Annotated in this window: 26 protein-coding genes; 14 read left to right on the top strand and 12 right to left on the bottom strand. The window is 54.5% G+C overall.

The genetic code is table 11. The features are described 5' to 3' along the window. Position 1: 1 nt before the first annotated feature. Together pdeD and AAIE02_RS08975 are read right to left on the bottom strand one after the other, a co-directional pair. A complete protein-coding gene (gene pdeD, locus AAIE02_RS08980; RefSeq protein WP_498532397.1) occupies positions 2-1,600 on the bottom strand; it encodes a cyclic di-3',5'-guanosine monophosphate phosphodiesterase PdeD in 1,599 nt (532 codons plus the stop codon). Positions 1,601-1,800: 200 nt separating this feature from the next. Continuing rightward, a complete protein-coding gene (locus tag AAIE02_RS08975; protein ID WP_498532396.1) occupies positions 1,801-2,814 on the bottom strand; it encodes a nitrilase family protein in 1,014 nt (337 codons plus the stop codon). 95 nt (positions 2,815-2,909) lie between these two features. On the opposite strand from AAIE02_RS08975, the gene AAIE02_RS08970 reads away from it, so the two are divergent. Further along, positions 2,910-3,770 (top strand): LysR family transcriptional regulator, encoded by an 861-nt coding sequence (locus AAIE02_RS08970; protein WP_498532395.1) that lies wholly within the window; start codon positions 2,910-2,912, stop codon positions 3,768-3,770. A gap of 142 nt (positions 3,771-3,912) precedes the next feature. Here the strand turns inward: AAIE02_RS08970 and sdaA are convergent, their stop codons facing one another. The 3 genes from sdaA to pabB all read right to left on the bottom strand — a co-directional run bounded on the left by sdaA (position 3,913) and on the right by pabB (position 7,428). Further along, entirely contained in the window at positions 3,913-5,277 is a 1,365-nt protein-coding gene (sdaA, locus tag AAIE02_RS08965; protein WP_166991884.1) for an L-serine ammonia-lyase, read from the bottom strand. A 183-nt stretch (positions 5,278-5,460) separates the two neighbouring features. Then, the gene (locus AAIE02_RS08960) at positions 5,461-6,057 is read right to left on the bottom strand and encodes a CoA pyrophosphatase (RefSeq protein WP_498532394.1); all 597 of its coding nucleotides are present in this window, start codon (positions 6,055-6,057) and stop codon (positions 5,461-5,463) included. Positions 6,058-6,060: 3 nt separating this feature from the next. Beyond that, positions 6,061-7,428, bottom strand: coding sequence for an aminodeoxychorismate synthase component 1 (gene pabB / locus AAIE02_RS08955; RefSeq protein ID WP_498532393.1), 1,368 nt, complete (start codon positions 7,426-7,428; stop codon positions 6,061-6,063). A gap of 62 nt (positions 7,429-7,490) precedes the next feature. Here pabB and AAIE02_RS08950 point away from each other — a divergent pair, with 62 nt between their 5' ends. Next, positions 7,491-7,691: a YoaH family protein gene (locus AAIE02_RS08950; protein ID WP_498532392.1), complete on the top strand. Its 201-nt coding sequence runs from the start codon at positions 7,491-7,493 to the stop codon at positions 7,689-7,691. 21 nt (positions 7,692-7,712) lie between these two features. Here AAIE02_RS08950 and AAIE02_RS08945 read toward each other — a convergent pair whose 3' ends face one another. Continuing rightward, positions 7,713-8,057, bottom strand: coding sequence for a RidA family protein (locus tag AAIE02_RS08945; RefSeq protein ID WP_039294440.1), 345 nt, complete (start codon positions 8,055-8,057; stop codon positions 7,713-7,715). A gap of 128 nt (positions 8,058-8,185) precedes the next feature. Here AAIE02_RS08945 and yoaA point away from each other — a divergent pair, with 128 nt between their 5' ends. The 5 genes from yoaA (at position 8,186) to rnd (ending at position 14,574) form a co-directional block, all read left to right on the top strand. After that, on the top strand, positions 8,186-10,096 hold the full coding sequence (gene yoaA, locus AAIE02_RS08940) for a DNA repair helicase YoaA (RefSeq protein ID WP_008454055.1): 1,911 nt from the start codon (positions 8,186-8,188) through the stop codon (positions 10,094-10,096). Between the two features lie 68 nt (positions 10,097-10,164). Then, positions 10,165-10,860: a tRNA (adenosine(37)-N6)-threonylcarbamoyltransferase complex dimerization subunit type 1 TsaB gene (gene tsaB, locus AAIE02_RS08935; protein WP_008454058.1), complete on the top strand. Its 696-nt coding sequence runs from the start codon at positions 10,165-10,167 to the stop codon at positions 10,858-10,860. Between the two features lie 42 nt (positions 10,861-10,902). Continuing rightward, positions 10,903-11,496, top strand: a complete 594-nt coding sequence (locus tag AAIE02_RS08930) for a Slp family lipoprotein (protein ID WP_498532391.1) — start codon at positions 10,903-10,905, stop codon at positions 11,494-11,496. 201 nt (positions 11,497-11,697) lie between these two features. Continuing rightward, a complete protein-coding gene (fadD, locus tag AAIE02_RS08925) occupies positions 11,698-13,383 on the top strand; it encodes a long-chain-fatty-acid--CoA ligase FadD (RefSeq protein WP_166991897.1) in 1,686 nt (561 codons plus the stop codon). Positions 13,384-13,452: 69 nt separating this feature from the next. Next, the gene (rnd, locus tag AAIE02_RS08920) at positions 13,453-14,574 is read left to right on the top strand and encodes a ribonuclease D (RefSeq protein WP_008454065.1); all 1,122 of its coding nucleotides are present in this window, start codon (positions 13,453-13,455) and stop codon (positions 14,572-14,574) included. 140 nt (positions 14,575-14,714) lie between these two features. Here the strand turns inward: rnd and minE are convergent, their stop codons facing one another. The 3 genes from minE to minC are packed head-to-tail and all read right to left on the bottom strand — an operon-like array spanning position 14,715 to position 16,541. Further along, entirely contained in the window at positions 14,715-14,990 is a 276-nt protein-coding gene (minE, locus tag AAIE02_RS08915) for a cell division topological specificity factor MinE (protein WP_008454068.1), read from the bottom strand. Between the two features lie 3 nt (positions 14,991-14,993). Continuing rightward, positions 14,994-15,806: a septum site-determining protein MinD gene (gene minD / locus AAIE02_RS08910; RefSeq protein WP_008454070.1), complete on the bottom strand. Its 813-nt coding sequence runs from the start codon at positions 15,804-15,806 to the stop codon at positions 14,994-14,996. Positions 15,807-15,830: 24 nt separating this feature from the next. Next, a complete protein-coding gene (gene minC, locus AAIE02_RS08905) occupies positions 15,831-16,541 on the bottom strand; it encodes a septum site-determining protein MinC (protein ID WP_008454072.1) in 711 nt (236 codons plus the stop codon). Positions 16,542-16,667: 126 nt separating this feature from the next. On the opposite strand from minC, the gene AAIE02_RS08900 reads away from it, so the two are divergent. The 6 genes from AAIE02_RS08900 (at position 16,668) to AAIE02_RS08875 (ending at position 19,938) form a co-directional block, all read left to right on the top strand. Further along, positions 16,668-16,943 carry a YcgL domain-containing protein gene (locus AAIE02_RS08900; protein ID WP_008454073.1) on the top strand — a complete coding sequence of 92 codons (276 nt, stop codon included), beginning with the start codon at positions 16,668-16,670 and terminating at the stop codon, positions 16,941-16,943. Between the two features lie 75 nt (positions 16,944-17,018). After that, positions 17,019-18,080 carry a lytic murein transglycosylase gene (locus tag AAIE02_RS08895; protein WP_498532683.1) on the top strand — a complete coding sequence of 354 codons (1,062 nt, stop codon included), beginning with the start codon at positions 17,019-17,021 and terminating at the stop codon, positions 18,078-18,080. A gap of 90 nt (positions 18,081-18,170) precedes the next feature. Continuing rightward, entirely contained in the window at positions 18,171-18,830 is a 660-nt protein-coding gene (locus AAIE02_RS08890; RefSeq protein ID WP_498532390.1) for a fumarylacetoacetate hydrolase family protein, read from the top strand. 89 nt (positions 18,831-18,919) lie between these two features. After that, entirely contained in the window at positions 18,920-19,366 is a 447-nt protein-coding gene (ycgN, locus tag AAIE02_RS08885) for a cysteine cluster protein YcgN (protein WP_336982361.1), read from the top strand. Between the two features lie 95 nt (positions 19,367-19,461). After that, positions 19,462-19,674 (top strand): cold shock small protein YmcF, encoded by a 213-nt coding sequence (gene ymcF, locus AAIE02_RS08880; protein WP_498532682.1) that lies wholly within the window; start codon positions 19,462-19,464, stop codon positions 19,672-19,674. 24 nt (positions 19,675-19,698) lie between these two features. Continuing rightward, positions 19,699-19,938 carry a putative hemolysin gene (locus AAIE02_RS08875; protein WP_008454082.1) on the top strand — a complete coding sequence of 80 codons (240 nt, stop codon included), beginning with the start codon at positions 19,699-19,701 and terminating at the stop codon, positions 19,936-19,938. Between the two features lie 50 nt (positions 19,939-19,988). Here the strand turns inward: AAIE02_RS08875 and dsbB are convergent, their stop codons facing one another. Then, on the bottom strand, positions 19,989-20,519 hold the full coding sequence (gene dsbB, locus AAIE02_RS08870; RefSeq protein WP_008454083.1) for a disulfide bond formation protein DsbB: 531 nt from the start codon (positions 20,517-20,519) through the stop codon (positions 19,989-19,991). A 145-nt stretch (positions 20,520-20,664) separates the two neighbouring features. Next, on the bottom strand, positions 20,665-22,230 hold the full coding sequence (gene nhaB, locus AAIE02_RS08865; RefSeq protein ID WP_498532389.1) for a sodium/proton antiporter NhaB: 1,566 nt from the start codon (positions 22,228-22,230) through the stop codon (positions 20,665-20,667). Positions 22,231-22,458: 228 nt separating this feature from the next. On the opposite strand from nhaB, the gene fadR reads away from it, so the two are divergent. Next, positions 22,459-23,178 carry a fatty acid metabolism transcriptional regulator FadR gene (gene fadR, locus AAIE02_RS08860; protein ID WP_008454089.1) on the top strand — a complete coding sequence of 240 codons (720 nt, stop codon included), beginning with the start codon at positions 22,459-22,461 and terminating at the stop codon, positions 23,176-23,178. A gap of 208 nt (positions 23,179-23,386) precedes the next feature. Here the strand turns inward: fadR and AAIE02_RS08855 are convergent, their stop codons facing one another. Further along, positions 23,387-24,919, bottom strand: a complete 1,533-nt coding sequence (locus tag AAIE02_RS08855) for a SpoVR family protein (RefSeq protein ID WP_273969071.1) — start codon at positions 24,917-24,919, stop codon at positions 23,387-23,389. Positions 24,920-25,090: the final 171 nt, after the last annotated feature.

Genomic DNA, 25,090 nt, shown 5'->3' with positions numbered 1-25,090 from the left:
GTCAGCGCACAGGGAAGGCCGGGATAGCCCGGTCTTCATGGCGAGGGGGCGGCGGCGTGTTGCCCTCGAGCCAGTGAGAGAAATCTCTCAGCGGCATGGGTTTGGCGTACAAAAAGCCCTGCAGCACATCGACACCGTTACGACGTAAATATTCTGCCTGCTCTTGCGTTTCCACCCCTTCAGCCACCAAATCGATCCCCAGCCTTTGCCCAAGGGCGATAATAATGTCCGTCACCGTCGAGTTCACCGCATCAGTCCCGATGGCGGCGGTGAAGGATTTATCGATTTTCAGCACATTGGGATTCAGCGTTTCAAGATAAGCCAGCGAGCTGTGGCCGGTGCCGAAATCATCAATAGCGAGGTCGATACCGAGCCTGTGTAGCTCCTGAACGACGCCGTGATCCATTGGGGGCAGGGCATTTCGTTCGGTGAGTTCCAGCGTCAACTTTTGCTTAGGCGTGGCCGGGAACCAATAACGTTTCAGGTCTCGAATAATTGCGCCGTCGTGGAAGTGGCTGGGGGCAACGTTAAGGCCGATATGAAACCCGGGCGTTTTGGGGAAGATCTCCAGGTGACGCACGGTTTCATCCAGCACAAAGCGCGTGAGTGGCGCAATTTGCTGCTGCTGTTCCGCGAGGGGGATAAACACTTCAGGCGAAATCCAGCCCTGTCTTGGGTTATTCCAGCGCAGCAGCAGCTCTACGCCAACGCACTCTAAGTTTCGGGCGCTGACCAGCGGCTGGCAGAAGACTTCAAATTCCCGGGCGGCGAGGCCGAGGTTGATCTCCCAGGAGAAGCTCATTCGGTTGGCGGTCGCAAGCCAGGCAATATAGCCCACCAGCAGGCTGAGTAATAAAGCCAGTGGAAGCTGGGCCGGTAAATTTTGCAGCGTTAACTGGTCGGCAGAAGGGCCAATGGCAGTAATAGAATAAGGGTAAAGCTTAGATACTGTCTGTTTAGATACATCATCTCCGTTTGTTTCTATCTTCCCCAGCAGACCGGCACCGTATTCAAGATGATCGTCGCCGACGTTCAGTACCGCTCGCGTTACCCAGGGATGCTCCGGCTTAAGCAGTAGGCTGGTTAACATCTGAATATTAATAATCTGCATGACGCCATCGTGTGGCTGCCCCTGCAGCGGTCGCCAGAAAATCAGCACCGGTGTGCCTTTTAACAATGAGCTGTCGCGGGATAAAAACAGCAGCGGCTCATCCGAAGGCAGGCGAGTATGGAGCTGATGAATACCCATGTTGCGGCTGCCGTAAATACTGGAGCAGTACAGCACGCCATCTTTGATTAAACCAATGGCGCGTACCGTTTGCATTTTGGCGGCGTGTTCACGAATTTTTAATTGGGCGTCGTCGCAGGAGGTCCCGATAAGCTGCATAATATCGTCGCTGACCGTATTCAGCGGAGCGAGGAGAGTATCGAGTGTGGTAATGATTCGCTGATTAAACTGGACGACGCGTTGTTCGTTAAGATTTCGCTCCACCGCATATCTGACGCTAAGCGTAACGATTAAAACTAAAATGGCGAGTACAGCGCAGACAATAACTCGCCTGCGGCGATAGTCAGAAATAATCCGCTGTGCCGTTTGCATCCCTGTTTCCCTGTTTCTCGCCGCAAGCAATGAGGCGTAACGTTATCATCAAAGTGTAGCGGGATATCAGAGCGCGAAAAAAATAAAAAAAGATAAGATAAAAAAACACCGCATAAGCGGTGTTTTATATTATTCATGCCGCTGACGTCAGCTCTTACGAGGCGGAGTATTGGTCTCCTTTTCCCCTCTTATCTGGCAACCTATTCAGCCTTATTCCCGGCCTTGCTTCGATGGTCACCGCTAAAACCGGGGACATCTTCAGAAAATCGCGCACTCCTCGCATCTCGCTCGTAGCCCTGTGATTCGCCCAGGACACCATACAGCTCAGGCCGACGGCCGTGGATCCACCTGCGGCCGGTAGACATCGGCAGCAACTCCAGATCGAGGTCGGCGTACACGATCGTATCCTCAAAGGAACCCGTTTCGGTAACGATCCTGCCGTAGGGATCAATAACCATGGCATTTCCTGTCCGAACCTCTCCGTTATCCAGGCCGACGCCATTACTGAACAGAATGAAAAAGCCATTATCATGCGCGCGAGAAGGTAGCCAGCGCATCAGCCAGCCCCGGCCGCTGTCCCCGCGCAAGGCTTCCTCCAGCGTTTGCGGGTCGTTATGTCTGTTTTCCCAGAGGCTGGGGGAAATAGGTTTCATGCCGAAGGGACTTCGCGAATGGGTTCCTCCAGTCTGGTGTGGAGCGATAAGAACATCGGCGCCCAACAAGGCCGTAATGCGCGCATTTTCCACGAGATTATTATCCCAGCAGATAAGCACCCCGACACGCACTCCCCACGGGGTGTCAAAAACAGTAAAACTGTTGCCGGAGGAAATATCAGGGTGTTCAAACGCGTGGAGCTTCCTGTGCACATGCCGCGTGCCATCCGGCATGCAGATGGCGTAGGCATTATACAGGCGTTCGTCGCTGCTCTTTTCAATGAACCCGGCGCCAATAGCCATCTGGTATTTTTCTGCAAGTGCGGCGACCCGGGCTAATGATGCGCTCTCGTCAGCCCGCTCAGACAACGCATTCAGCGCCTGACGGCTGAGATCCGGCACATGCCAGTATCCGGTAATGCACATTTCAGGGAAGGCCAGAATCTTTACCTCCTCCTGGGCGGCCTGAATAATAAATTTCTCCATCACCGATAAATTGTACTGTTTATCTCCCGCCCGGTGGCAGAACTGAACTGTGGCAGTACGAATATGGGTATCCATTTTTCACTCCTTATTTAACGATTCGGAGGCTATTCCATCAGAGAGCACATTCGCGTGTATAATCACGATTTCGCCCCATACGATAACCAGACGGAATGGATATAAAACTGCTGCGCGCTTTCGTTACCCTCTCACAGTCAGGGTCGTATCATTCAGCCGCTGAAACACTGTGCGTCACGCAACCTGCACTGACCAAACAGATCCAGACGCTGGAGTTTCTTTCCGGCATCACGCTATTTCAGCGAGGTCGCCACGGGGCAAGGCTGACCGTGGCAGGAGAGCTGCTGCTCCCGGGCGCTGTTGCGGTACTCGAACGCCACGATCTTTTCTGTTCCGAAGTGGCCGATATTCAGAAAGGGCGGGCGGGGAAACTGACCATGGGCTTTGGGATCTCGTCCTTCCAGTTGGCCCCTCGGCAGGTGGCCGTTTTTCGCAGCCAGTTTCCGGATGTGCAGGTATCCCTGAATGATATGTCCTCTGCAGAACAGTTTCGGCAGCTAATGGAGGGCAGTCTTCAGGTTGGGTTTGTGCGATTGCCTGCGCCTGCACAGCTGGAAAGTCGAAGCCTGGCGGAAGAGCGGCTGGTTCTTGCCGTGATTCAGGCGCCTAATGCGGAAACAGCTGCGGCAACAGAGTTGCTGCAAATGAGCCAACTGCTGCAGCTATCCCGCAATCGGGGAGAAGGGCTGTCGGCACAGGCAGCGCGTTTTCTCTCAGGCAATAATCTCGCTCCCCGTACCGTTTCAGCGGCAGATGATATTCAGACCTTGCTGGCGCTGGTTGCCGCCGGAGAGGGCGTGGCATTACTGCCGGCGGGGGTAAGCCATATTCTGCCAGCCGGAGTCAGGCTTGTGGCACTTGAAGGTGAACATACCACCTGGCAAACGGGCATAGCCTGGAATGCACAGCTAAACGATCCTGTGCGCGATCGCTTCCTGCAGATGGTGACCGGCTAATTGAATTTTAGATATTGAATGTCGGGGAAAGAACAAGCGGATGCTCAGTAAAACGATGTGAGCGGGAAATACCTTACGGTACTCCCCGCTCATTTTATAACGAACGCGGCTTAGCGTTTAAGCCGCGTTTCTTGGTTACGGCTTAATCGCACTGAACCTTAATGGCCAGCCCGCCTCGCGATGTTTCGCGGTATTTGGCGTTCATGTCTTTACCGGTTTCGTACATGGTCTCAATGACCTTATCGAGCGAAACGCGCGGGGCGCTGGTACGACGCATCGCCATACGGGTGGCGTTGATAGCCTTCACCGAGGCAATCGCATTCCGCTCGATACATGGCACCTGTACCTGGCCGGCGACCGGGTCACAGGTCAGGCCGAGGTTATGTTCCATACCGATTTCCGCCGCAACGCAAACCTGTTCCGGGCTTGCGCCCATAATTTCAGCCAGGCCCGCCGCCGCCATCGAACAGGCAACGCCGACTTCACCCTGGCAGCCTACTTCAGCGCCAGAAATAGAGGCGTTCATTTTGTACAGCACGCCGATAGCGCCGGAGGCCAGGAAGTAGCGAATCCAGGTGTCCGGCGTGACCGGCTCGATAAAGTGGTCGTAGTAGGCCAGCACCGCAGGCACGATCCCGCAGGCGCCGTTGGTTGGCGCGGTCACAACGCGGCCACCCGCGGCGTTCTCTTCGTTCACCGCCAGGGCAAACATGTTCACCCAGTCAACCACGTTCATTGGATCGTTGGACAGCTTATCGCTGGACACCAGCATCCGGCGCAGGGCAGAGGCGCGGCGCGGCACGCGCAGCGGGCCAGGCAGCACGCCTTCGGTATTCATCCCGCGATCGATACAGGCGCGCATGGTTTGCCAGATATTGGCGAAGTACTCTTCGATTTCCTCGCGGCTATGCAGCGCCAGTTCGTTCTGCATTACCATGCCGGACACGGAAAGCCCAGTGTCCTTGCAGTGCTGCAGCATTTCCTGTGCGGAATGGAATGGATAAGGCACGGTGACTTCGCTAGCCGCATCTTTACCAAAGTGTTCTTCGTCGACGATGAAGCCGCCGCCGATGGAATAATAGGTTTTGCTGTAGATCTCTTTGTCGCCGTTATAGGCGTGGATCTGCATGCCGTTTTCATGCAGCGGCAGGTTGTCGCTGCGAAAACGCATGCCGTTATCCTGCGGGAAATCGACCTCATGACGACCCTGAGCAATTAGCAGACGACCGCGGGTTTCCACGTCGCGAATAAAAGCCGGAATAGCGTCGATATCGACGTTATCCGGCTGGTTGCCGGCCAGACCCATAATAATCGCGATATCGGTGTGGTGGCCTTTCCCCGTCAGGGAAAGAGAACCGTAAACGTCCACCGCGATGCGGGTGGTACTGTCCAGCAGTCCTTGTTCGATCAGTGCGTCGACAAACTGTTTCCCGGCCTTCATTGGCCCGACGGTATGGGAGCTGGAAGGCCCGATGCCGACTTTGAACATGTCGAATATGCTAATCACTCTAAAACTCCTCTGATAGCACCCTGTTTCATGGAACATGATGCTTTGAAATGGCTAAGCGCTAGTTTAAAAATTTATTGGTTCCACCAGGAAACTATTCACATGAATTAAACTAATGCTTAACCATAAATCACCTAATAGCAGATGATTTATGGTCTTTCTGTTGCTTAAATATAGCCATTTTCAGCGTTTTAAAGTGTCGCCTGGATCGCTATCTACCTGTAAGGAGAGTTCGCGAATAATCCCCGCCGTCATCCCCCAGACAAAATAGCGTTGATACCAGGAAAGCCAGACGCGATGCGCGTTGCCGCGGCGATGGATATCTAACGGATGGTAGCGCCCAAGCCTCAGCGCCTCGGTGAGCGGCATTTCAAATACCGCAGAAACTTCATCTTCACTGGCGCGCCAGGGCAAATCAGGGGGAATGATGCCGACAATCGGCGTGACCTGGAAACCCGTCACGCTGTCCACCGGCGGGAGCGTGCCGATAACCTCGACGGATTCTGGTGGAATGGCGACTTCTTCCTGGGCCTCCCGCAGCGCGGCGGCTATCAGCGAACTGTCGGTGTCGTCTACCGCTCCACCGGGGAAGGCCACCTGGCCTGCATGTTTGCGCAGCATCAGCGAGCGCTGGGTGAGTAAAAGCCCCGGCTGAGGGCGCCGCACAATGGGTACCAGCACCGCCGCCTGACGTTTGTTGCTGACCGGCCCGCTGTCCGCCGGGCGTAACAGTTGAAACCGGGTAAGGAAATCATTCAGCGTCAGGGACGAACCAGGCATGCATTAATTCTCCAGTAAGGGCAGGATACGATTAACTTTATCAAAAGTTTCCTGATATTCCGCCGCCTCGTGACTGTCGGCAACGATCCCGCCGCCGGCAGAGCAATATAAATTCCCGCCTTCGGCAGTGAGCGTACGGATGGTGATGCTGGTATCCATTTTTCCGCAGAAGCTAATGTAGCCGATACTGCCACACCATGCGTTACGCCGCTGAGGCTCAAGCTCTTCAATAATTTCCATTGCCCGCACTTTGGGGGCACCGGTGATTGAACCTCCGGGGAAGGTGGCGCGCAGGAGATCGCAGGCGCTAAGCGTCTCAGGCAGCCTGGCGGTAATCGTGCTCACCAGGTGATGCACCGCAGGGAAAGGCTCCACCACAAACAGCTCTGGCACTTTGACGCTGCCCGGCACCGCAACGCGGCCAATGTCGTTGCGCAGCAAATCAACAATCATCAGATTTTCAGCGCGATCTTTTGGCGAGTTCGCCAGGCGTTCAGCTTGCGCTGCGTCGGCCTGCGGATCGGCAAGACGAGGCAGCGTGCCTTTAATCGGGCGGGTTTGAATCTGCTTGTCTTCGAGCAGAACAAACCGCTCCGGGGAAAGGCTAAGAATACAGCTGTCCGGCAGCCGCAGAAAAGCGCTGAACGGCGCGCGGTTCGCCTGATTCAGCGTTTCGAAAGCCTGCCATTCATCCCCTTCATAGCGGGCGTGGAACCGCTGAGCCAGGTTAACCTGGTAGCAGTCTCCGCTACTGAGATAAGCCTGGATCTGGCGGAACTTCTCGCCGTACGTATCGCGGGACATATTGGACTGCCACTGGCTGGTCAGCCGGAAAGGCTGAACATTTTGCCGGGGCGAGAGTGCATTCAGCCAGGCCAGACGAGCTTCAATGTCTCCCCTGCAAACCAGCGTCAGACGCTGCAGATGATGGTCTGCAATCAGCGCCCAGTCATAAATGCCGACGGCCATGTCCGGCGTGGTTAAATCCTGTTCTGCCGTCGCGGGGATTTTCTCAAAGCGGCGGCCCAGATCGTAGCTAAATAGCCCCAGCGCGCCGCCGCAGAACGGAATATCGCTAGTGGGCGTGGTGGCAAGGCCACAGCTGTCCAGCGTTTGCTGTAACAGTTCAAGCGGGCATTCGTTGTGTTGTGATGAAAGCCCGTGGCGTTCAATCACGGTTTCCTGGCCGCGTGTGACCAGTGTTGCAAGCGGGCTGGCAACCATAATATCAAAACGGTTATGCGGATGATCGGCAAAGCCAGAGTGAAGCAGCATGGCCCAGGGCTGAGTGGAAACCGAGCGGAAATAGTGCTGAACGGCATCGGCCTGCCAGCTGAGTTCGCGAAAAACGGGGGAGGTTGTAACATTCATCTTGGTAGCATCGTCAGGAGCAGAGTAAAATAGCGACTTCAGCACTGTAACAGGACTTAAACATGATTTCAGGATTACCGGCGCTTAGCCACGAGCAGCAGCAGCAGGCCGTCGAACGTATTCACGAACTGATGGCCGACGGCATGAGCAGCGGCGAAGCCATCGCCCTCGTAGCCAGTGAGATTCGTGCCTCGCATACCGGGGGTAACGTCGCCGTACGCTTTGAAGATGAAGACGGTGAAGAAGAAGACCCGCAGAACTAGCCGGGCCTTAGCGACTTAGCGTTACACCGCCGCGATGATTTTGATTTCCACTTTGTAGCGCGGGTTCATCAACTTAGCCTGTACGGTGCAGCGTACCGGCGCTTTACCCGCCACGACCCACTCATCCCACGCTTTATTCATCGCCGCAAAATCTTCGCCATCCGGCAGGAAAATCGTTGCATCCAGAATGCGGGTCTTGTCGCTGCCGAGTTCGGCCAGCAGGGTGTCGATTTGCTGCAGGGTATTTGCCGTCTGCTGGTAGGCGTCAGCATCCAGGTTTTCCGGGACGCCGGTGTAGTACACGGTCTGGTTATGGATAACCGCATCAGACCAGCGGGCTTCAGGTTTAATACGCGCAATACTCATGGCAACTCCTTAACAACAAACGATATGTGCGGCACAGACTGCCACAATCCGCCGCCCGGTGCCACCGCCTGGCTGGATAAACCTCGCCGGGGCTGACATAATCACTGGCAATTTAACCAGGGGGTAACGTGACGGACGATTTTGCAGCAGACGGCCAACTGGCTAAGGTCATTCCGGGCTTCAAGCCGCGTGAAGCTCAGCGTGAAATGGCGGAGGCCGTAACCCGGGCGATTCAAGCCGGCGGCGAGCTGGTGGTAGAGGCCGGTACCGGTACAGGGAAAACATACGCTTATCTTGCCCCCGCGCTGCGTTCTGGCAAAAAAGTCATTATTTCTACCGGCTCAAAAGCGCTGCAGGATCAGCTGTTTTCTCGCGATCTGCCGACGATATCCCGTGCGCTGAAATTTACCGGCCGCGTGGCGTTGCTGAAAGGGCGCTCTAACTATCTTTGCCTGGAAAGGCTGGAGCAGCAGTCGCTGGCGGGCGGTGATTTGCCCGTGCAGGCGTTAAGCGACGTGATGCATTTGCGCGGCTGGGCCAGCGAAACCGTGGATGGCGATATCAGCACCTGTGGGTCCGTCGCCGAAGATTCCACCGTCTGGCCGATGGTCACCAGCACCAACGATAACTGTCTGGGGCAGGATTGTCCGCAGTATCAGGACTGCTTTGTGGTCAAGGCGCGTAAAAAGGCGATGGATGCCGACGTGGTGGTGGTGAACCATCACTTGTACCTGGCCGATATGGTAGTGAAGGAGAGCGGCTTCGCGGAGCTTATTCCCGAGGCTCAGGTGACAATTTTCGATGAAGCCCACCAGATCCCGGATATCGCCAGCCAGTATTTTGGCCAGTCTATCTCCAGCCGGCAGTTGCTCGACCTCGCCAAAGACATTTCCATTGCCTACCGCACGGAAGTCCGTGACGCGCAGCAGCTGCAAAAAAGCGCCGACAGCCTTGCCCAGCGCACGCAGGACTTCCGCCTGCAAATAGGCGACCCGGGCTACCGGGGGAACCTGCGGGAGCTGCTTGCGGACGCGAATATCCAGCGTTCGCTGCTGCTGCTCGATGATGCCCTGGAGCTGTGTTATGACGTGGCAAAGCTTTCTCTTGGCCGCTCGGCGCTGCTGGATGCCGCATTTGAACGCGCGGTAATTTACCGTGGGCGAATTAAACGGCTGAAAGAGATTAATCAGCCGGGCTACAGCTACTGGTATGAATGCAACGCCCGCCACTTCACGCTGGCCCTGACGCCCCTGTCCGTGGCCGACAAGTTTAAGGAAGTCATTCGTGAAAAAGCGGGCTGCTGGGTCTTTACCTCGGCCACGCTTGCGGTGAATGACAATATGAGCCATTTCACCGAGCGGCTGGGTATTGACGAAGCAGAAACACTGCTGCTTGCCAGCCCGTTTGATTACGCTAAACAGGCGCTGCTGTGCGTGCCGAGAGGGCTGCCGACGCCCAATCAGCCCCATGCTGGCCGTCACCTGGCTAACCTGTTGCGCCCGCTCATTGAGGCGAACAACGGGCGCTGCTTTATGCTCTGTACCTCCCACGCCATGATGCGCGACCTGGCGGAACAGTTCCGGGCCACCATGACGTTGCCCGTGCTGCTGCAGGGGGAAACAAGCAAAGGCCAACTGCTGCAGCAGTTTGTTGAGGCCGGTAACGCCCTGCTGGTGGCGACCAGCAGCTTCTGGGAAGGCGTAGACGTGCGCGGCGACGCGCTCTCCCTGGTTATCATCGACAAACTTCCCTTTACCTCGCCGGACGATCCGCTGCTCAAGGCTCGCATGGAAGATTGCCGCATTCGCGGGGGCGATCCATTTGACGATGTCCAACTGCCTGACGCGGTGATCACCCTTAAGCAGGGTGTCGGTCGCCTCATCCGCGATGTAGAAGACCGTGGGGTCCTGGTTATCTGCGATAACCGCCTGGTCATGCGTCCATATGGCGCTGTTTTCCTTAACAGCCTGCCGCCCACGCCGCGTACCCGGGATATAAATCGGGCAGTTGAGTTCCTCAATGCCTCTGGTGCGCAGTAATTTGTGCCAGGCTATGGTATGATGCGCGCCGTTTTTTGACCTTATCTCCGCCAGAGGTTGGCAAGCCCATGCGAATTTTAGCCATCGATACCGCAACAGAAGCCTGTTCTGTTGCCCTGCAAAACGACGCGGCGTCCTACGCCCATTTCGAACTCTGCCCGCGTGAGCACACGCAAAGAATTTTACCGCTGGTCAAAGAGATCCTGAACCAGGGCGGGATTACTTTGTCTGAGGTGAACGCACTTGCCTACGGGCGTGGGCCGGGCAGTTTCACCGGTGTGCGCATTGGGATTGGGATTGCGCAGGGGCTGGCGCTGGGTGCTGAGCTGCCGATGATTGGCGTTTCAACGCTGGCGACAATGGCTCAGGGCGCATGGCGCAGAACGGGCGCCACCCGCGTACTCGCCGCAATAGATGCCCGCATGGGCGAAGTTTATTGGGCTGAATATGAGCGTGACGAGCAGGGTGTGTGGCACGGTGAAGCAAGCGAAGCCGTCCTTAAGCCTGAAGACGTTGCCGGGCGGTTGAAGCATCTGAGCGGCACCTGGGCTACAGTCGGAACAGGCTGGCAGGCCTGGCCTGATATGGCGAAGGATAGCGGACTTTTGTTGCAGGACGGTGAAACTACGCTGCCTGAAGCTGAAGATATGCTTCCTCTGGCGCAGCAGGCGTTTAGCGCCGGCAAAACCGTCGCCGTCGAGCATGCGGAGCCTGTCTACCTGCGTAACGAAGTCACCTGGAAAAAGCTACCTGGCAGAGAGTAAGACCGACCCCGCTAAACGGCGGGCAGGTTAAGGAGATGAGGTATGGCTGTTTGTAATGTCAAAAAATGCAGCTGGCTGCTGGCCGCCGCTGCGGCGCTGGTCCTGAGCGGCTGCGTGAGCGTGCCGGATGCAATTAAAGGGACTTCCGCGACCCCACAGCAGGATCTGACGGCGGTGATGAGTGCGCCCCAGCTCTATGTCGGGCAGGAAGCGCGCTTTGGCGGGCGAGTGGTGAACGTGGACAACCTGAAGGGCAAAACTCGCCTGGAGATTGCCACCGTCAGCCTCGATGAAGGTGCCCGTCCGGCATTGAATGAGCCTTCGCAAGGGCGCATTTATGCCGACGTCAATGGCTTCCTTGATCCGGTAGATTTCCGCAATCAGTTGGTGACCGTCGTCGGGCCAATTACCGGCACGGTAGAAGGTAAGATTGGCCAGACACCCTATAAATTCATGACCATGCAGGCGACGGGATACAAGCGCTGGAACGTAGTCCAGCAGGTCGTCATGCCGCCGCAGCCGATCGATCCGTGGTTCTGGGGCGGGCCTTACCCGTATCGCCACCATTACGACATGTGGGGCGGCGGCTGGTACAATCCGGGACCTGCACAGGTGCAAACCGTTGTAACCGAATAATCTGTTGTTTTTAAAATGTTTTCAAACAGCGGCCTGGCCGCTGTTTGTTTTTATCCAGGACGGATGAAAAAATTTAGTGATGTGCTTCGCAACCTTTAATCAGGCTAATTAATAAACTGGTACGCTGAGTTAATATTATGTTAACGAAATGTATTCCCTGGGGTTGTGATGACGACAAATAATAATTTCAGAGGTGGATCCTTGAATAAGGTTTGGCTTAACCGCTACCCGGCCGACGTTGCGGCTGAAATAAATCCCGACCGCTATCAATCCCTGGTTGATATGTTTGAGCAGGCTGTCACTCGCTACGCTGACAAACCCGCTTTTATCAACATGGGGGAGGTGATGACCTTCCGCAAACTGGAAGAGCGCAGCCGGGCATTTGCCGCGTACCTTCAGCAGGGGCTGGGCCTGAAAAAAGGCGACCGCGTGGCGCTGATGATGCCAAACCTGCTGCAGTATCCTGTCGCGCTGTTCGGCATTCTGCGCGCCGGTATGGTGGTGGTTAACGTTAACCCGCTCTATACCCCGCGAGAGCTGGAGCACCAGCTGAATGACAGCGGGGCCAGCGCGATTGTGATCGTGTCAAACTTTGCCCACACGCTGGAGAAAGTGGTCGAAAAAACCCAGGTGAAACACGTCATCCTGACTCGCCTGGGGGACCAGATCTCCGGGCCGAAGGGGACGCTGGTTAACTTCGTGGTGAAGTACATCAAGCGTCTGGTGCCGAAATACCATCTGCCGCACGCCATCTCTTTCCGTCGGGCGCTGCAAAGCGGTTACCGCATGCAGTACATCAAACCTGAAATTATCAATGGCGATTTAGCCTTCCTGCAGTACACCGGCGGCACAACCGGCGTAGCTAAAGGCGCCATGCTGACGCACCGTAATATGCTGGCCAACCTCGAGCAAGTCAGGGCGGCATACAGCCCGCTACTGCACGAAGGTAAAGAGCTGGTGGTGACTCCGCTGCCGCTGTACCACATTTTTGCTCTGACCATTAACTGCCTGCTGTTTATCGACATGGGGGGGCAGAACCTGTTGATTACCAACCCACGCGACATTCCGGGACTGGTAAAAGAGCTGGCAAAATATCCTTTCACTGCCATGACCGCCGTGAATACGTTGTTTAACGCGTTACTGAATAACAAAGAGTTCCAGCAGCTTGATTTTTCAAGCCTTCACCTCGCTGCGGGCGGCGGTATGCCCGTCCAGCACGCTGTTGCCGAACGTTGGGAAAAACTCACGGGCCGCTTCCTGCTTGAAGGCTATGGCCTGACGGAATGCGCACCGCTGGTCAGCGCGAACCCGCATGATATGGATTATCACAGCGGATCTATTGGCCTGCCGGTGCCGTCCACCGACGTGAAGCTGATAGACGATCAGGGCAATGAAGTACCGCCCGGTGAGCCAGGCGAACTGTGCGTTAAAGGCCCGCAGGTAATGCTGGGCTACTGGCAGCGACCGAAAGAAACGGATGAAATCCTTAAAGACGGCTGGCTGCGCACCGGGGATATTGCGGTAATGAACGAAGAAGGCTTCATGAACATCGTTGACCGCAAAAAAGACATGATCCTCGTTTCCGGCTTCAACGTTTATCCGAACGAAATTGAAGATGTGGTCATGCAGAACGAAGGCGTGCTTGAAGTCGCGGCGGTGGGTGTTCCTGCCGGGGTGAGCGGTGAGCAGGTGAAAATCTTTGTGGTGAAAAAAGATCCTGCCCTGACGGAAGAGGCGCTGATCGCCTTCTGTCGTCGCCAGTTAACCGGCTATAAAGTGCCTAAACTGATTGAATTCCGCACGGAACTGCCAAAATCGAACGTCGGGAAAATTTTACGACGAGAACTGCGTGACGAAGCGGGCAAGACAGGCAACAATAACGCCTGAGCTCCAAGTCACTCGTCCTGATGCCGGTTCGCCGGCATTTTTTATGGGCGCAACCTAAGAGAACTGAATTTGACTTACCAGATGATTACTACCGATGAAGGGCTGGCCGCCGTATGCCAGGCCGCTCGTCAGTTCCCCGCGCTGGCGCTGGACACCGAATTTGTTCGCACCAGAACCTATTACCCGCAGCTGGGGCTGATCCAGCTTTATGACGGCCAGCAGGTTTCGCTGATCGATCCTTTAGCCATCGGCGACTGGTCGCCGTTCAAGGCGTTGTTGCAGGATCCTGACACCATCAAGTATCTGCATGCGGGCAGCGAAGATCTCGAAGTCTTCCTGAATGCCTTTGGCATGCTGCCTGATCCGTTTATTGATACGCAAATTCTGGCGTCCTTTACTGGCCGCCCGCTGTCCTGCGGCTTTGCCACTATCGTTGAGTCTTACACCGGCATTGCGCTGGATAAAAGTGAATCCCGCACCGACTGGCTGGCGCGTCCGCTCACGGAGAGGCAGTGTGAATACGCCGCGGCAGATGTGCTTTATTTGCTGCCTATCGCTGAGAAACTGATGGCCGAAACGGAAGCGGCGGGCTGGATAGGCGCGGCTCTCGATGAGTGCCATCTGATGTGCTCCCGTCGTCGCGATCAGCTCGATCCGGAAGAAGCCTGGCGCGAAATAGGCAATGCCTGGCAGCTGCGTACCCGACAGCTGGCCTGCCTCAAGAAGCTGGCGGCCTGGCGCTTGCGTAAAGCCCGCGAGCGCGACATGGCGGTGAACTTTGTCGTCCGCGAAGAAAACCTGTGGCAGGTAGCGAGATACATGCCTGGCTCGTTGGGCGAACTGGACTCGCTTGGCCTGAGCGGCAGCGAAATTCGCTTCCACGGCAAAACGCTTATCGCCCTGGTGGCCGAGGCGCAGGCGCTGCCGGAGAGCGAGCTGCCGCAGCCGCTGCAAAATCTGGTGGATATGCCGGGCTACCGCAAAGTGTTTAAGGCCATTAAAGCCCTGGTGCAGGAAGTGAGCGAGGCTAAAGGGCTGAGCGCCGAATTACTGGCCTCCCGCCGCCAAATCAATCAGCTGTTAAACTGGCACTGGAAATTGAAACCGCAAAGCGTGGCACCGGAATTAATTAGCGGCTGGCGGGCAGAATTAATGGCAGAAGCATTAACGAAATTGCTGGCGGAATACTGATTATTTATATGACCTGGGAATAATTACAGTATTGTTCTCAGGTTTGAATATATTGGCAAGCTGCAACAAGAATGAGCTTAATAAACGTTAAGTGACTGCGTAAAAATAAAACCCCCTGACAAATGCAGGGGGTTTTTTATTCATGCCGACTTACTGGCTTCTTCCGCTTCCGGGAGCGTCACGTTCAGCTCCAGAATCGAAATATCTCCATCCCGCTGCTCGAGCTGGACGCTGACCATTTCCGGGTCAATTTGCACGTATTTGCAAATCACGTCGAGAATGTCCTTGCGCAGCTGCGGCAGGTAATGCGGTTCCGCATCGCTACGGCGACGCTCAGCTACGATGATCTGTAAACGCTCTTTCGCGATGTTGGCGGTGTTCTTTTTTCGTGACAGAAAAAAGTCGAGTAATGCCATAACTTATCCTCCGAACAGGCGTTTCAGGAAACCCTTCTTCTCTTCTTCAATGAAGCGGAAAGGGCGTTCTTCGCCGAGCAGGCGTTCCACGGTATCGGCGTAGGCTTTGCCTGCATCCGATTCACCGTCAAGAATCACCGGCTCGCCCTGGTTGGACGCACGCAGCACTGACTGGTCTTCAGGGATAACGCCAACCAGCGGAATGCGCAGAATTTCGAGCACATCTTCCATGCTCAGCATATCGCCTTTATTGACGCGACCTGGGTTGTAGCGGGTCAGCAATAAATGCTCTTTAATCGGCTCTTCACCGTTTTCAGCGCGGCGGGATTTGGACGACAGAATGCCGAGGATTCGGTCTGAGTCACGCACCGAGGAGACTTCCGGGTTGGTGGTAATGACCGCTTCATCCGCGAAGTACAGCGCCATCAGCGCGCCGGTTTCGATACCTGCCGGGGAGTCACAAACGATAAACTCGAAGTCCATGTTTTTCAGGTCTTCCAGCACCTTGGCCACGCCTTCGCGGGTCAGAGCGTCTTTATCGCGGGTTTGTGAAGCAGGCAGGATATAGAGCTGTTCAGTGCGTTTATCGCGGATAAGCGCCTGATTCAGCGTGGCATCGCCCTGAATCACGTTAACGAAATCGTACACAACGCGGCGTTCGCAGCCCATGATCAGGTCAAGGTTACGCAGACCAATGTCGAAATCAATAACGACGGTTTTTCTTCCCTTTTGGGCCAGCCCCGTAGCGATGGCCGCGCTGGACGTGGTCTTACCGACGCCCCCTTTACCCGATGTAACAACAATAATGCGTGCCATAAAGGATTTCCTTGTTAAAAGGGCTTAATTCAAAGATTGAACGGAGAGCGCACCACTCGCCAGATTCAGGCGAGCCGCTTTTCCATAATAATCGGCTGGGATCTGCTCGCTCAGCCAGTACTCGCCCGCAATAGAGACAAGCTCTGCTACCAGGTTAGTACAAAATATTTGTGCATCACGATCGCCGCTTGCACCAGCCAGCGCACGGCCACGCATCATGCCGTAAATATGAATATTACCATCTGCTATCAGTTCTGCACCGGCGCTGACGTGATTGGTCACAATCAAGTCACAGTTTGGCGCATAAATGCGCTGCCCGGAACGGACCGGAGTATCAATTAAACGCGTTTTTGTGATCGGTGTAACATCCGGCGCGGTGACCACCACGGGCTCAGCAGGTGCGGCTTTTGGCGTTCTTGCGGCCTTTTCTTTCCCTTCGGTCAGCAAGGGCAGGCCAGCACGCTCAATTTCAGCCTTTAAAGCTTCATCTTTACAGCCGCTGATACCCACCACGCGCAGGCCGGTTGCGGTAACGGCCTGTTGTACTTTCTTCCAGTTGACGGAACCATCGAGACTGGCGACGTTAACGACCACCGGGGCATTCTTTAAGAATGCGGGAGCCTGGGCGATTTTATCTTCCAGAGCCTGGCGAATAACCTCAGGTTGTGCATCATGCAAATGAACCACAGATAAGGTAAAACTGCTGCCCTTTAACTCGATTGGCGTGTTTGACATCCTGGCCTTACTCAATTCAGTTTCAATCCCCACTATTGTGGGACGATATTCCGAAGTACACCAGGCATGTTATAGTCCAGCTTATATTCAGGCAAGCCACTCGCTGGCGAAAATAGAGTAAAAAAAATGTTTTGTGTGATCTACCGAAGTACTAAACGTGACCAGACATATCTTTATGTCGAAAAAAAAGACGATTTCTCCCGAGTGCCGGAAGAGCTGATGAAAGGCTTTGGCAAACCGGTCCTGTCGATGCTGTTGCCGCTGGACGGCAGTAAAAAACTGGCCAATGCCGATTTGGATAAAGTGAAACAGGCGCTGGAAACTGAGGGCTATTATTTACAGATCCCACCTCCGGTAGAAAGTTTGCTGACTATGCACCTGGAAAAGAGTCCTAAAAAATAAATTTCGGACTGAAGGTAAATCTTTTCCATGCTTTCACACGGAGAATGTGTGAAACACATTATTGAAGAAATGATGATGAAAAATGCAGTTTTGCGTTATACCTTCAGCGCCTTAATTCTTTCCAGCGGGGCCGGTTATCTTCCCGCTGCTGAGGCGACTCCCACAGCCGCCTCAGTTCCTCAAACTAGCCCGCGTCAAACTGCCACGCTCGCTGAGCAAGGGCGAAATCCCGCTGAATTTCCGGCTTATGTCGAAAAATTAAAACAACAAGCCAGAGCAAAGGGCATCAGCAATGCGACGCTGGCAAAAGCCTTTGCCAATATTCATTTTGTCGATCGGGTCATTCAATCCGATCGCAATCAGCTGGAAAAGAAAATAACGCTGGATGACTATTTAAACCGCGTTATTACTCCCGCCAAAATCAAACAGGCGCGTAGCCTGGCCCGCCAGCACCGGGCAGAGCTGGAAAAAGTCAGCGCCAAAAGTGGCGTGCAGAGTCGCTACATCGTCGCGCTGTGGGCAATGGAAAGTAACTTCGGCAAGCTGCAGGGCAAAGAAGATGTCATTTCTGCTTTAGCGACGCTCGCATTTGAGGGCCGTCGTGAAGCCTTTTTCACCAACGAGCTGATGGCGGCGCTGAAAATCATCCAGCGAGGTGATGTCAGCGCGACGCAGATGAAAGGCTCATGGGCCGGGGCGATGGGGCAGAACCAGTTTATGCCGAGTTCGCTGCTGCGCTACGGCAAAGACGGCGATGGCGACGGCAAAATTGATATCTGGAATAACACCCGAGACGTTTTCGCTTCCACGGCAAACTACCTGGCGGTAGAGGGCTGGCAGCGTGGTGGGGCGTGGGGCTATGAAGTGAAACTGCCCACGGGCTTTAATACTTCGCTGCTGGGCACAAGCCAGGGGCAGGGCAAGTCCGTGGCCCAGTGGAAAAAACTAGGCGTGACGCTGCCAAAAGGCTCCCATCTTCAAGCGTCGTCAAAGAAAGCCTGGCTGGTGAAGCCAGACGATGGTTTGGATCGTTCGTTCCTGGTCTATAACAACTTCCGCACCCTGATGCACTGGAACCGTTCTTACTACTTTGCCATTAGCATCGGCAAAATGGCGGATGCCATCGCAGATAAATAAGGCACGCTTAGAAACACTTCCCCGGTATTCAGCAGGCATTTTTTTATCTAGTATCAAAGGCAGTTAACACACACGACACAGAGGAAAGGCATGTATCAACATCATAACTGGCAGGGTGCGCTGCTTGATTTTCCGGTAAACAAAGTAGTCTGTGTTGGCAGCAACTATGCCAAACATATTAAAGAGATGGGCAGTGCGACGCCGGACGAGCCGGTGGTGTTTATTAAGCCTGAAAGTGCCCTGTGCGATATTCGCCAGCCGCTGGCGTTACCACAGGAATTCGGCTCCGTGCATCATGAGGTAGAGCTGGCCATTCTGATCGGCTCAACCCTTAAGCAGGCAAGTGAAGAGCACGTGCAAAAAGCCATCGCCGGCTATGGTGTTGCGCTGGACCTTACGCTGCGCGATCTGCAGGCCAAACTGAAAAAAGCAGGCCAGCCGTGGGAAAAAGCCAAGGGCTTCGATAACTCTTGCCCAATCTCCGGGTTTATCCCTGCGGCACAGTTCACTCACGATCCGCAAAATACCCCGCTGGAGCTGAAGGTCAACGGTGAAATTCGCCAGCAGGGCAATACCGAAGACATGATCCACAAGATCGTGCCGCTGATTGCCTATATGAGCAAGTTCTTCACCCTGCGTGCGGGGGATGTGATCCTGACCGGTACACCGGAAGGCGTAGGCCCGCTGCTTAGCGGCGATGAGCTGGAAGTGAGCTTTGCAGGTCACAGCCTGACGACGCGCGTTTTATAAACAATTTGCCGCTTCAGGGCGGCAAAACTTGCATCCGGGTGTCAGACTGTTTATAAGGTGCAGCTTAATTTTTAAATGCAGGAACCGCTATGACACCCACTCCTTTTTGGCAAAGTAAAACTCTCGACGAAATGAGCGACGCCGAGTGGGAATCCCTGTGCGACGGCTGCGGCCAGTGCTGCCTGCATAAGCTGATGGACGAAGACACCGACGAGATTTATTTTACCAACGTCGCCTGTAAGCAGCTCAATATTAAAACCTGTCAGTGCAGGAACTACGCCCGTCGCTTCGAATACGAGCCGGACTGCATCAAACTCACTCGCGACAATTTGCCGACTTTTGAGTGGCTGCCGCACACCTGCGCTTACCGCCTGCTGGCCGAAGGCAAACCGCTGCCGGAATGGCACCCGCTAATCACTGGCTCAAAAGCCGCCATGCACGGTGAGCGCATTTCCGTGCGTCATATCGCGGTGAAAGAGTCAGAGGTTCGCGACTGGCAGGATCATATCCTCAACAAGCCCGAGTGGGCTGACTAGCGCATTTCGATGCTGGTCGGGAATGAAAATAGATCCTTTATATAACCAATCTTGTGATAGGATAGACTTTCAATAACCAAAATAAGAGAGTTTTTATCCTGAATTTAACATTCCAGTGTCCGTCATGTGGCGGATCGCAGTATCGCACCTCCCCCTACGATGTCCGAGAATCAAATCCCCATGGCGCAGTCTGTATCTTTTGCAAATCCGCAATGCAGGCGTCCGCTCATCGTCCATTAAATGCGACCTTCTCCGGTTTTAGCCCGCTGGGGCAACAGTCTTTGGCTTCTTTCCAGCCGCGCTGTTAAGATTCCGTCCTCAAAGGAGGAAAAATGAAAAAACTAACAACCATCATGAGCCTATTGTTGCTCAGCGGCTGTGCGACGGCAGAGCGTGAGGCACCGAAGCCTCCGCACAGCATAGGCATGGCGAACCCGGCTTCGGTTTACTGCCAGGCCAAAGGCGGGAAATCTGTGATGGTGAAAACGCCTGAGGGCGAAAGAAGTGACTGCCTGCTGCCAGGCGGGGAAAGAATTGATGAATGGGCTTTGTACCGGCGCGATCATTCCTGAAAAAAATAACCCACCGAAAGGTGGGTTATTTGTCTAACGTGTTTATTAACTTAGCGGCCAAACAGATCGCGACGCTTAGGTTTGAAGAACTGGGCAATCAGCACCAGAACCGCGATTACCAGGAACACGGCGAAGATCCCGAGCAGCCACTGCACCATATCCAGCGACAGGAATTCCCACTGACGAACGGAGCAGTCACCGTTGGCAACAAAGACCTGCGGCAGCCATTTATCCAGCGGCAGCCAGCTTGGGAAGCGAGCGAAGAAATCACAGGTCACAAATGGGGACGGGTGAAGCTGCAGCATGGTGTGCTCCCATGCCAGCTGAACGCCTTTCCCTGCGCTGTAGAGCCAGATGGCCAGGGCGCCATAGCGAAGCGGGCTTTTAGGCGCTATCGCGCCCACGATGCCTGCCCCCATCACGCCAAACAGCGCGCAACGTTCATAAATACACATCACACAAGGTTTCAGCCCCATAACGTGCTGGAACCACAATGCCACCATCTCAAGCGCAAATGCCGTAAAGGCTAAAAGCAGCCAGGCGGTGCGTCCAAGAGAGCATTGGTTTAAATATCGCAACATAATCAGTTTCCCTGCAGCATGCGTAGAATCGGCAGTGTAAACCAATTCCCTTTTTGCGCCAGTAGCGCAGATGAAAATAACGCAGTAATCGGATGTTTATAAGGAAAAAATTTGTAACGGGAAGCGGACTTCCCGTCAAATTGCCTTAGTGCGGTGCAAGCAGCGTATCAGGCGTCATTAGCCAGCCACTGTCCAGCATCCATTGTGTAGCAGGCGTCAGGGTATATTCCACACATAGCAGGCCCACAAGGGTCAGAACCAGCGTGTAGGGCAGCGCCATCACAACCATGCGGCCGTAAGAGAGGCGAATCAGCGGCGCCAGCGCGGATGTCAGCAGGAACAGGAACGCCGCCTGGCCGTTTGGCGTTGCCACCGAGGGCAGGTTTGTGCCGGTATTGATAGCCACCGCCAGCAGTTCGAACTGCTGCATATTGATGGCACCATTCTGCAGCGCAGTTTTCGCCTCGTTGATATAAACGGTGCCGACAAAGACGTTGTCGGAAATCGAGGATAGCAGGCCGTTAAAGATATAAAACAGCGACAGCTGGGCGTGCGGAGAGGCATCGAGCACGTACTGAATTATCGGGCTGAACAGATGCTGGTCGATGATAACCGCCACGATAGTGAAGAAAACGGTCAACAGGGCGGTAAACGGCAGCGCTTCGGTAAAGGCTTTGCCGATAGCATGCTCGTCGGTAACCCCGCACAGCGATGTCGCCAGAATAATCACCGACAGGCCAATCAGGCCGACTTCTGCCAGATGGAAGGCCAGAGCGATAATCAGCCAGACGCCAATCAGCGCCTGGATCAGCAGCTTCATCTTGTCCTGCTTTGTTCGCTTCCTGGTGCTCTGAGCATCAAAGTCATACAGGATCCCACGCACTTTTTCCGGCAGCGTTTGTCCGTAGCCGAACACTTTAAAACGCTCCAGCAGGATGCAGGTGAGCAGGCCACAAATCAGCACAGGCACGGTCACCGGCATCATGCGCAGGAAGAAATCGCCGAAGTGCCAGCCAGCGTTTTTAGCAATGATCAGGTTTTGCGGCTCGCCAACCATGGTCATTACGCCGCCCAGCGCGGTACCGACGCCAGCGTGCATCATCAGGCTGCGCAGGAAAGCGCGGAATTGCTCAAGCACTTCGCGGCTGTCGCTCCGAATTTGGCTGTCGTCCTGAACGTTGCTGTCATCCTGTGCTTCAGATGCTACGCGGTGATAGATGCTGTAGAAGCCCACGGCGACGCTAATGACAACGGCCACGACCGTCAAGGCATCAAGGAAGGCGGAAAGAAACGCGGCGGCGACGCAAAAGGCCAGCGACAGCGCAACTTTAGACCGGATCCCCAACAGCAGGCGGGTGAAGAGCAGCAACAGGAGCTGCTTCATGAAATAAATCCCGGCCACCATAAACATCAGCAGCAGCAGCACTTCGAGGTTTGAAGCAATTTCAGCACGAACGTGATCGGGGCTGGTCATACCGACCAGCGCGGCCTCAATGGCCAGCAGGCCACCCGGCAGCAGCGGGTAGCATTTCAGCGCCATCGCCAGGGCAAAAATAAACTCCACCACCAGCATCCATCCCGCGATAAACGGGCTGACAAACCAAAAGACTAGCGGATTAAGCACTAAAAAGAGAAGCAGCGTCAGTTTGTACCAGTCAGATGATTGACCCAGAAAATTGCGGTACAACGCCCGCCCAAAGGACATTTCCATCGTATAGTTACCATTATCCGTTGTATTATGTTGATGTCTAAAAAGATAACGCTTCAGGGTACTCGTTTATGGCGCACGCGATCAAGCCGAAGGAAATCCTGAGTTAAGGCGTTTATCGTCAAAATTCAACGCCGATCCCGCATTTGCGCGTCGCCCCCGCTATCTGGCGCGCATGGCATCTGGTATGATGAGTCCAATTTGCAAAACCTGAGTAATGGAAATCTTACTATGGTCATTAAGGCGCAGAGCCCAGCGGGTTTCGCGGAAGAGTATATTATAGAAAGTATCTGGAACAGCCGTTTTCCGCCGGGTTCTATTCTGCCGGCAGAGCGTGAACTTTCAGAACTGATTGGCGTTACCCGTACCACTTTACGTGAAGTGCTTCAGCGTCTTGCACGCGACGGCTGGCTGACAATTCAGCACGGGAAGCCAACGCGGGTGAACAATTTCTGGGAAACCTCGGGCTTAAACATTCTGGAAACGCTGGCTCGTCTCGATCACGACAGCGTGCCGCAGCTGATTGATAATCTGCTTTCGGTGCGAACCAATATTTCCACGATATTTATTCGTACGGCGATTCGTCAGTATCCAGATAAAGCGCAGGAAGTGCTGGCCACGGCTAGCAAAGTTGAAGACCACGCGGACGCGTTTGCCGAGCTGGATTACAACATTTTCCGCGGCCTGGCGTTTGCATCAGGTAACCCAATTTATGGGCTGATCCTGAACGGGATGAAAGGGCTGTACACCCGCATCGGGCGTCACTACTTCTCCAATCCTGAAGCCCGTAGCCTGGCGCTGGGCTTTTACCACCGCCTGGCAGAAATCTGCCAGCAGGGGCTACACGAGCAGGTCTTTGATACCGTGCGTAACTACGGTCGCGAGAGCGGCGAGATTTGGCACCGTATGCAGAAAAACCTGCCTGGCGATTTGGCGATGCACAGTCGCTAGGCCAGCATAAAAAACGCTTCCCGCGGGAAGCGCTACAGACTGTTGACAAACCTCTGGTGATATAAGAAATAACAGAGGGCTCGTTAAAAAAACAGGAAAATCAATTCATTGATTTTCGGCTAATAACCACAAAGAGGGAAAAATCACGCTTTTTCCCTCTTTGTCAGCAACTTTAAACGCTTCCCTCGGGAAGCGTTTTTTTTCACTCTTACAGCGGGTTTCGCTGCGGGCAGCGCTCCAGCAGTTCCACGCTACCATCCGCATTTTGCTGCTCCAGCACGACATCAAAGCCCCACAGGCGATGCACATGCTTGAGCACTTCTCTGCGCCCTTTATCCAGTGGGGCGCGGTTGTGCGGGATGTAGCGCAGCGTTAGCGAACGATCCCCACGCAAATCTACATCCCAAACCTGAATATTCGGCTCGAGGTTGCTCAGGTTGTACTGGGCCGACAGCTGGGAACGTATTTCCCTGTATCCCTCTTCATTGTGGATGGCCGAAATTTCCAGGTAATTATTGCGGTCATCGTCCAGCACGGTGAACAGGCGGAAGTCGCGCATCAGCTTAGGCGACAGGAACTGGCTGATAAAGCTTTCGTCCTTGAAGTCACGCATGGCGAAATGCAGCGTTTCCAGCCAGTCTTTGCCGGCAATATCCGGGAACCAGTAGCGGTCTTCTTCGGTCGGCGACTGGCAAATACGTTTGATATCCTGGAACATGGCGAACCCCAGCGCGTAGGGGTTAATGCCGTTGTACCACGGGCTGTTATAGGGCGGCTGGAACACCACATTGGTATGGCTGTGCAAAAACTCCAGCATAAAGCGGTCACTGACTTTGCCCTCGTCATACAGATGATTGAGAATGGTGTAGTGCCAGAAGGTGGCCCAGCCCTCGTTCATGACCTGGGTCTGTTTTTGCGGATAAAAATACTGGCTCACCTTGCGCACAATACGCAGGATCTCACGCTGCCACGGCTCCAGCAGCGGGGCATTCTTCTCCATAAAATACAGCAGATTCTCCTGCGGCTCCGAAGGGAAGCGGTGGGCGGATTCCGCGGCTTTTTCCTCTTCCTTACGCGGTAGCGTGCGCCAGAGCGTATTCACCTGGCTTTGCAGATACTCTTCCCGGCTTTTCTGGCGCGCTTTCTCCTCCTGCAGGGATATCTTCTGCGGGCGTTTATAGCGGTCCACGCCGTAATTCATCAGCGCGTGGCAGGAGTCCAGCAGACGCTCCACCTCATCAACCCCGTAGCGCTCTTCACACTGCGTAATGTAATTTTTGGCGAAAATCAGGTAGTCGATTATCGAGCTGGCATCCGTCCAGCTGCGGAACAGGTAGTTGTTTTTAAAGAAAGAGTTGTGCCCGTAACAGGCATGCGCAATCACCAACGCCTGCATGGTGATGGTGTTCTCTTCCATCAAATAGGCAATGCAGGGGTTAGAGTTGATGACGATCTCATACGCCAGCCCTTGCTGCCCGTGCTTGTACAGGCGCTCGGTTTCGATGAATTTTTTGCCAAAAGACCAGTGCGGGTAGTTAATCGGCATCCCGACGCTGGAATACGCGTCCATCATCTGCTCGGAGGTAATGACCTCAATCTGGTGGGGATAGGTGTCCAGGCGGTAGAGCTTTGCTACCCGGTCAATCTCGGCCAGGTAAATGTCCAGTAGCTCAAACGTCCAGTCGGGGCCGTCACTCAGACGGGTGGGATCCTTTGTGGCGAAATCAGTTACGTTAGCCATCAGCGCGCCCTCATTGTTTTCGACTTTCTCTGGATGGAAAGCCTCACTCTCAAGAATAGACAACTCCTGAAAGATAGCGCCGACAAGTAAAATTTTTTCTTCGCGATTTATTGATCTCAATAGCGGGCTTTTAGCGCGTCACTCAGCATTTTATTTTGACGAAAATGTTTT

The sequence above is a fragment of the Cedecea sp. Ae19-4 genome (assembly GCF_059801165.1).
The sequence above is the reverse complement of the archived record's forward strand: the minus strand, read 5'-3'. Positions and strand labels throughout refer to the sequence as shown.

Excerpts from the sequence above, each read along its gene's own strand:
- pdeD (WP_498532397.1), bottom strand. The coding sequence starts at position 1,600 with ATGCAAACGGCACAGCGGATTATTTCTGACTATCGCCGCAGGCGAGTT.
- AAIE02_RS08975 (WP_498532396.1), bottom strand. The coding sequence starts at position 2,814 with ATGGATACCCATATTCGTACTGCCACAGTTCAGTTCTGCCACCGGGCG.
- AAIE02_RS08970 (WP_498532395.1), top strand. The coding sequence starts at position 2,910 with ATGGATATAAAACTGCTGCGCGCTTTCGTTACCCTCTCACAGTCAGGG.
- AAIE02_RS08960 (WP_498532394.1), bottom strand. The coding sequence starts at position 6,057 with ATGCCTGGTTCGTCCCTGACGCTGAATGATTTCCTTACCCGGTTTCAA.
- pabB (WP_498532393.1), bottom strand. The coding sequence starts at position 7,428 with ATGAATGTTACAACCTCCCCCGTTTTTCGCGAACTCAGCTGGCAGGCC.
- AAIE02_RS08950 (WP_498532392.1), top strand. The coding sequence starts at position 7,491 with ATGATTTCAGGATTACCGGCGCTTAGCCACGAGCAGCAGCAGCAGGCC.
- AAIE02_RS08945 (WP_039294440.1), bottom strand. The coding sequence starts at position 8,057 with ATGAGTATTGCGCGTATTAAACCTGAAGCCCGCTGGTCTGATGCGGTT.
- tsaB (WP_008454058.1), top strand. The coding sequence starts at position 10,165 with ATGCGAATTTTAGCCATCGATACCGCAACAGAAGCCTGTTCTGTTGCC.
- AAIE02_RS08930 (WP_498532391.1), top strand. The coding sequence starts at position 10,903 with ATGGCTGTTTGTAATGTCAAAAAATGCAGCTGGCTGCTGGCCGCCGCT.
- minE (WP_008454068.1), bottom strand. The coding sequence starts at position 14,990 with ATGGCATTACTCGACTTTTTTCTGTCACGAAAAAAGAACACCGCCAAC.
- minD (WP_008454070.1), bottom strand. The coding sequence starts at position 15,806 with ATGGCACGCATTATTGTTGTTACATCGGGTAAAGGGGGCGTCGGTAAG.
- minC (WP_008454072.1), bottom strand. The coding sequence starts at position 16,541 with ATGTCAAACACGCCAATCGAGTTAAAGGGCAGCAGTTTTACCTTATCT.
- AAIE02_RS08900 (WP_008454073.1), top strand. The coding sequence starts at position 16,668 with ATGTTTTGTGTGATCTACCGAAGTACTAAACGTGACCAGACATATCTT.
- AAIE02_RS08895 (WP_498532683.1), top strand. The coding sequence starts at position 17,019 with ATGAAAAATGCAGTTTTGCGTTATACCTTCAGCGCCTTAATTCTTTCC.
- AAIE02_RS08890 (WP_498532390.1), top strand. The coding sequence starts at position 18,171 with ATGTATCAACATCATAACTGGCAGGGTGCGCTGCTTGATTTTCCGGTA.
- ycgN (WP_336982361.1), top strand. The coding sequence starts at position 18,920 with ATGACACCCACTCCTTTTTGGCAAAGTAAAACTCTCGACGAAATGAGC.
- AAIE02_RS08875 (WP_008454082.1), top strand. The coding sequence starts at position 19,699 with ATGAAAAAACTAACAACCATCATGAGCCTATTGTTGCTCAGCGGCTGT.
- dsbB (WP_008454083.1), bottom strand. The coding sequence starts at position 20,519 with ATGTTGCGATATTTAAACCAATGCTCTCTTGGACGCACCGCCTGGCTG.
- nhaB (WP_498532389.1), bottom strand. The coding sequence starts at position 22,230 with ATGGAAATGTCCTTTGGGCGGGCGTTGTACCGCAATTTTCTGGGTCAA.
- fadR (WP_008454089.1), top strand. The coding sequence starts at position 22,459 with ATGGTCATTAAGGCGCAGAGCCCAGCGGGTTTCGCGGAAGAGTATATT.
- AAIE02_RS08855 (WP_273969071.1), bottom strand. The coding sequence starts at position 24,919 with ATGGCTAACGTAACTGATTTCGCCACAAAGGATCCCACCCGTCTGAGT.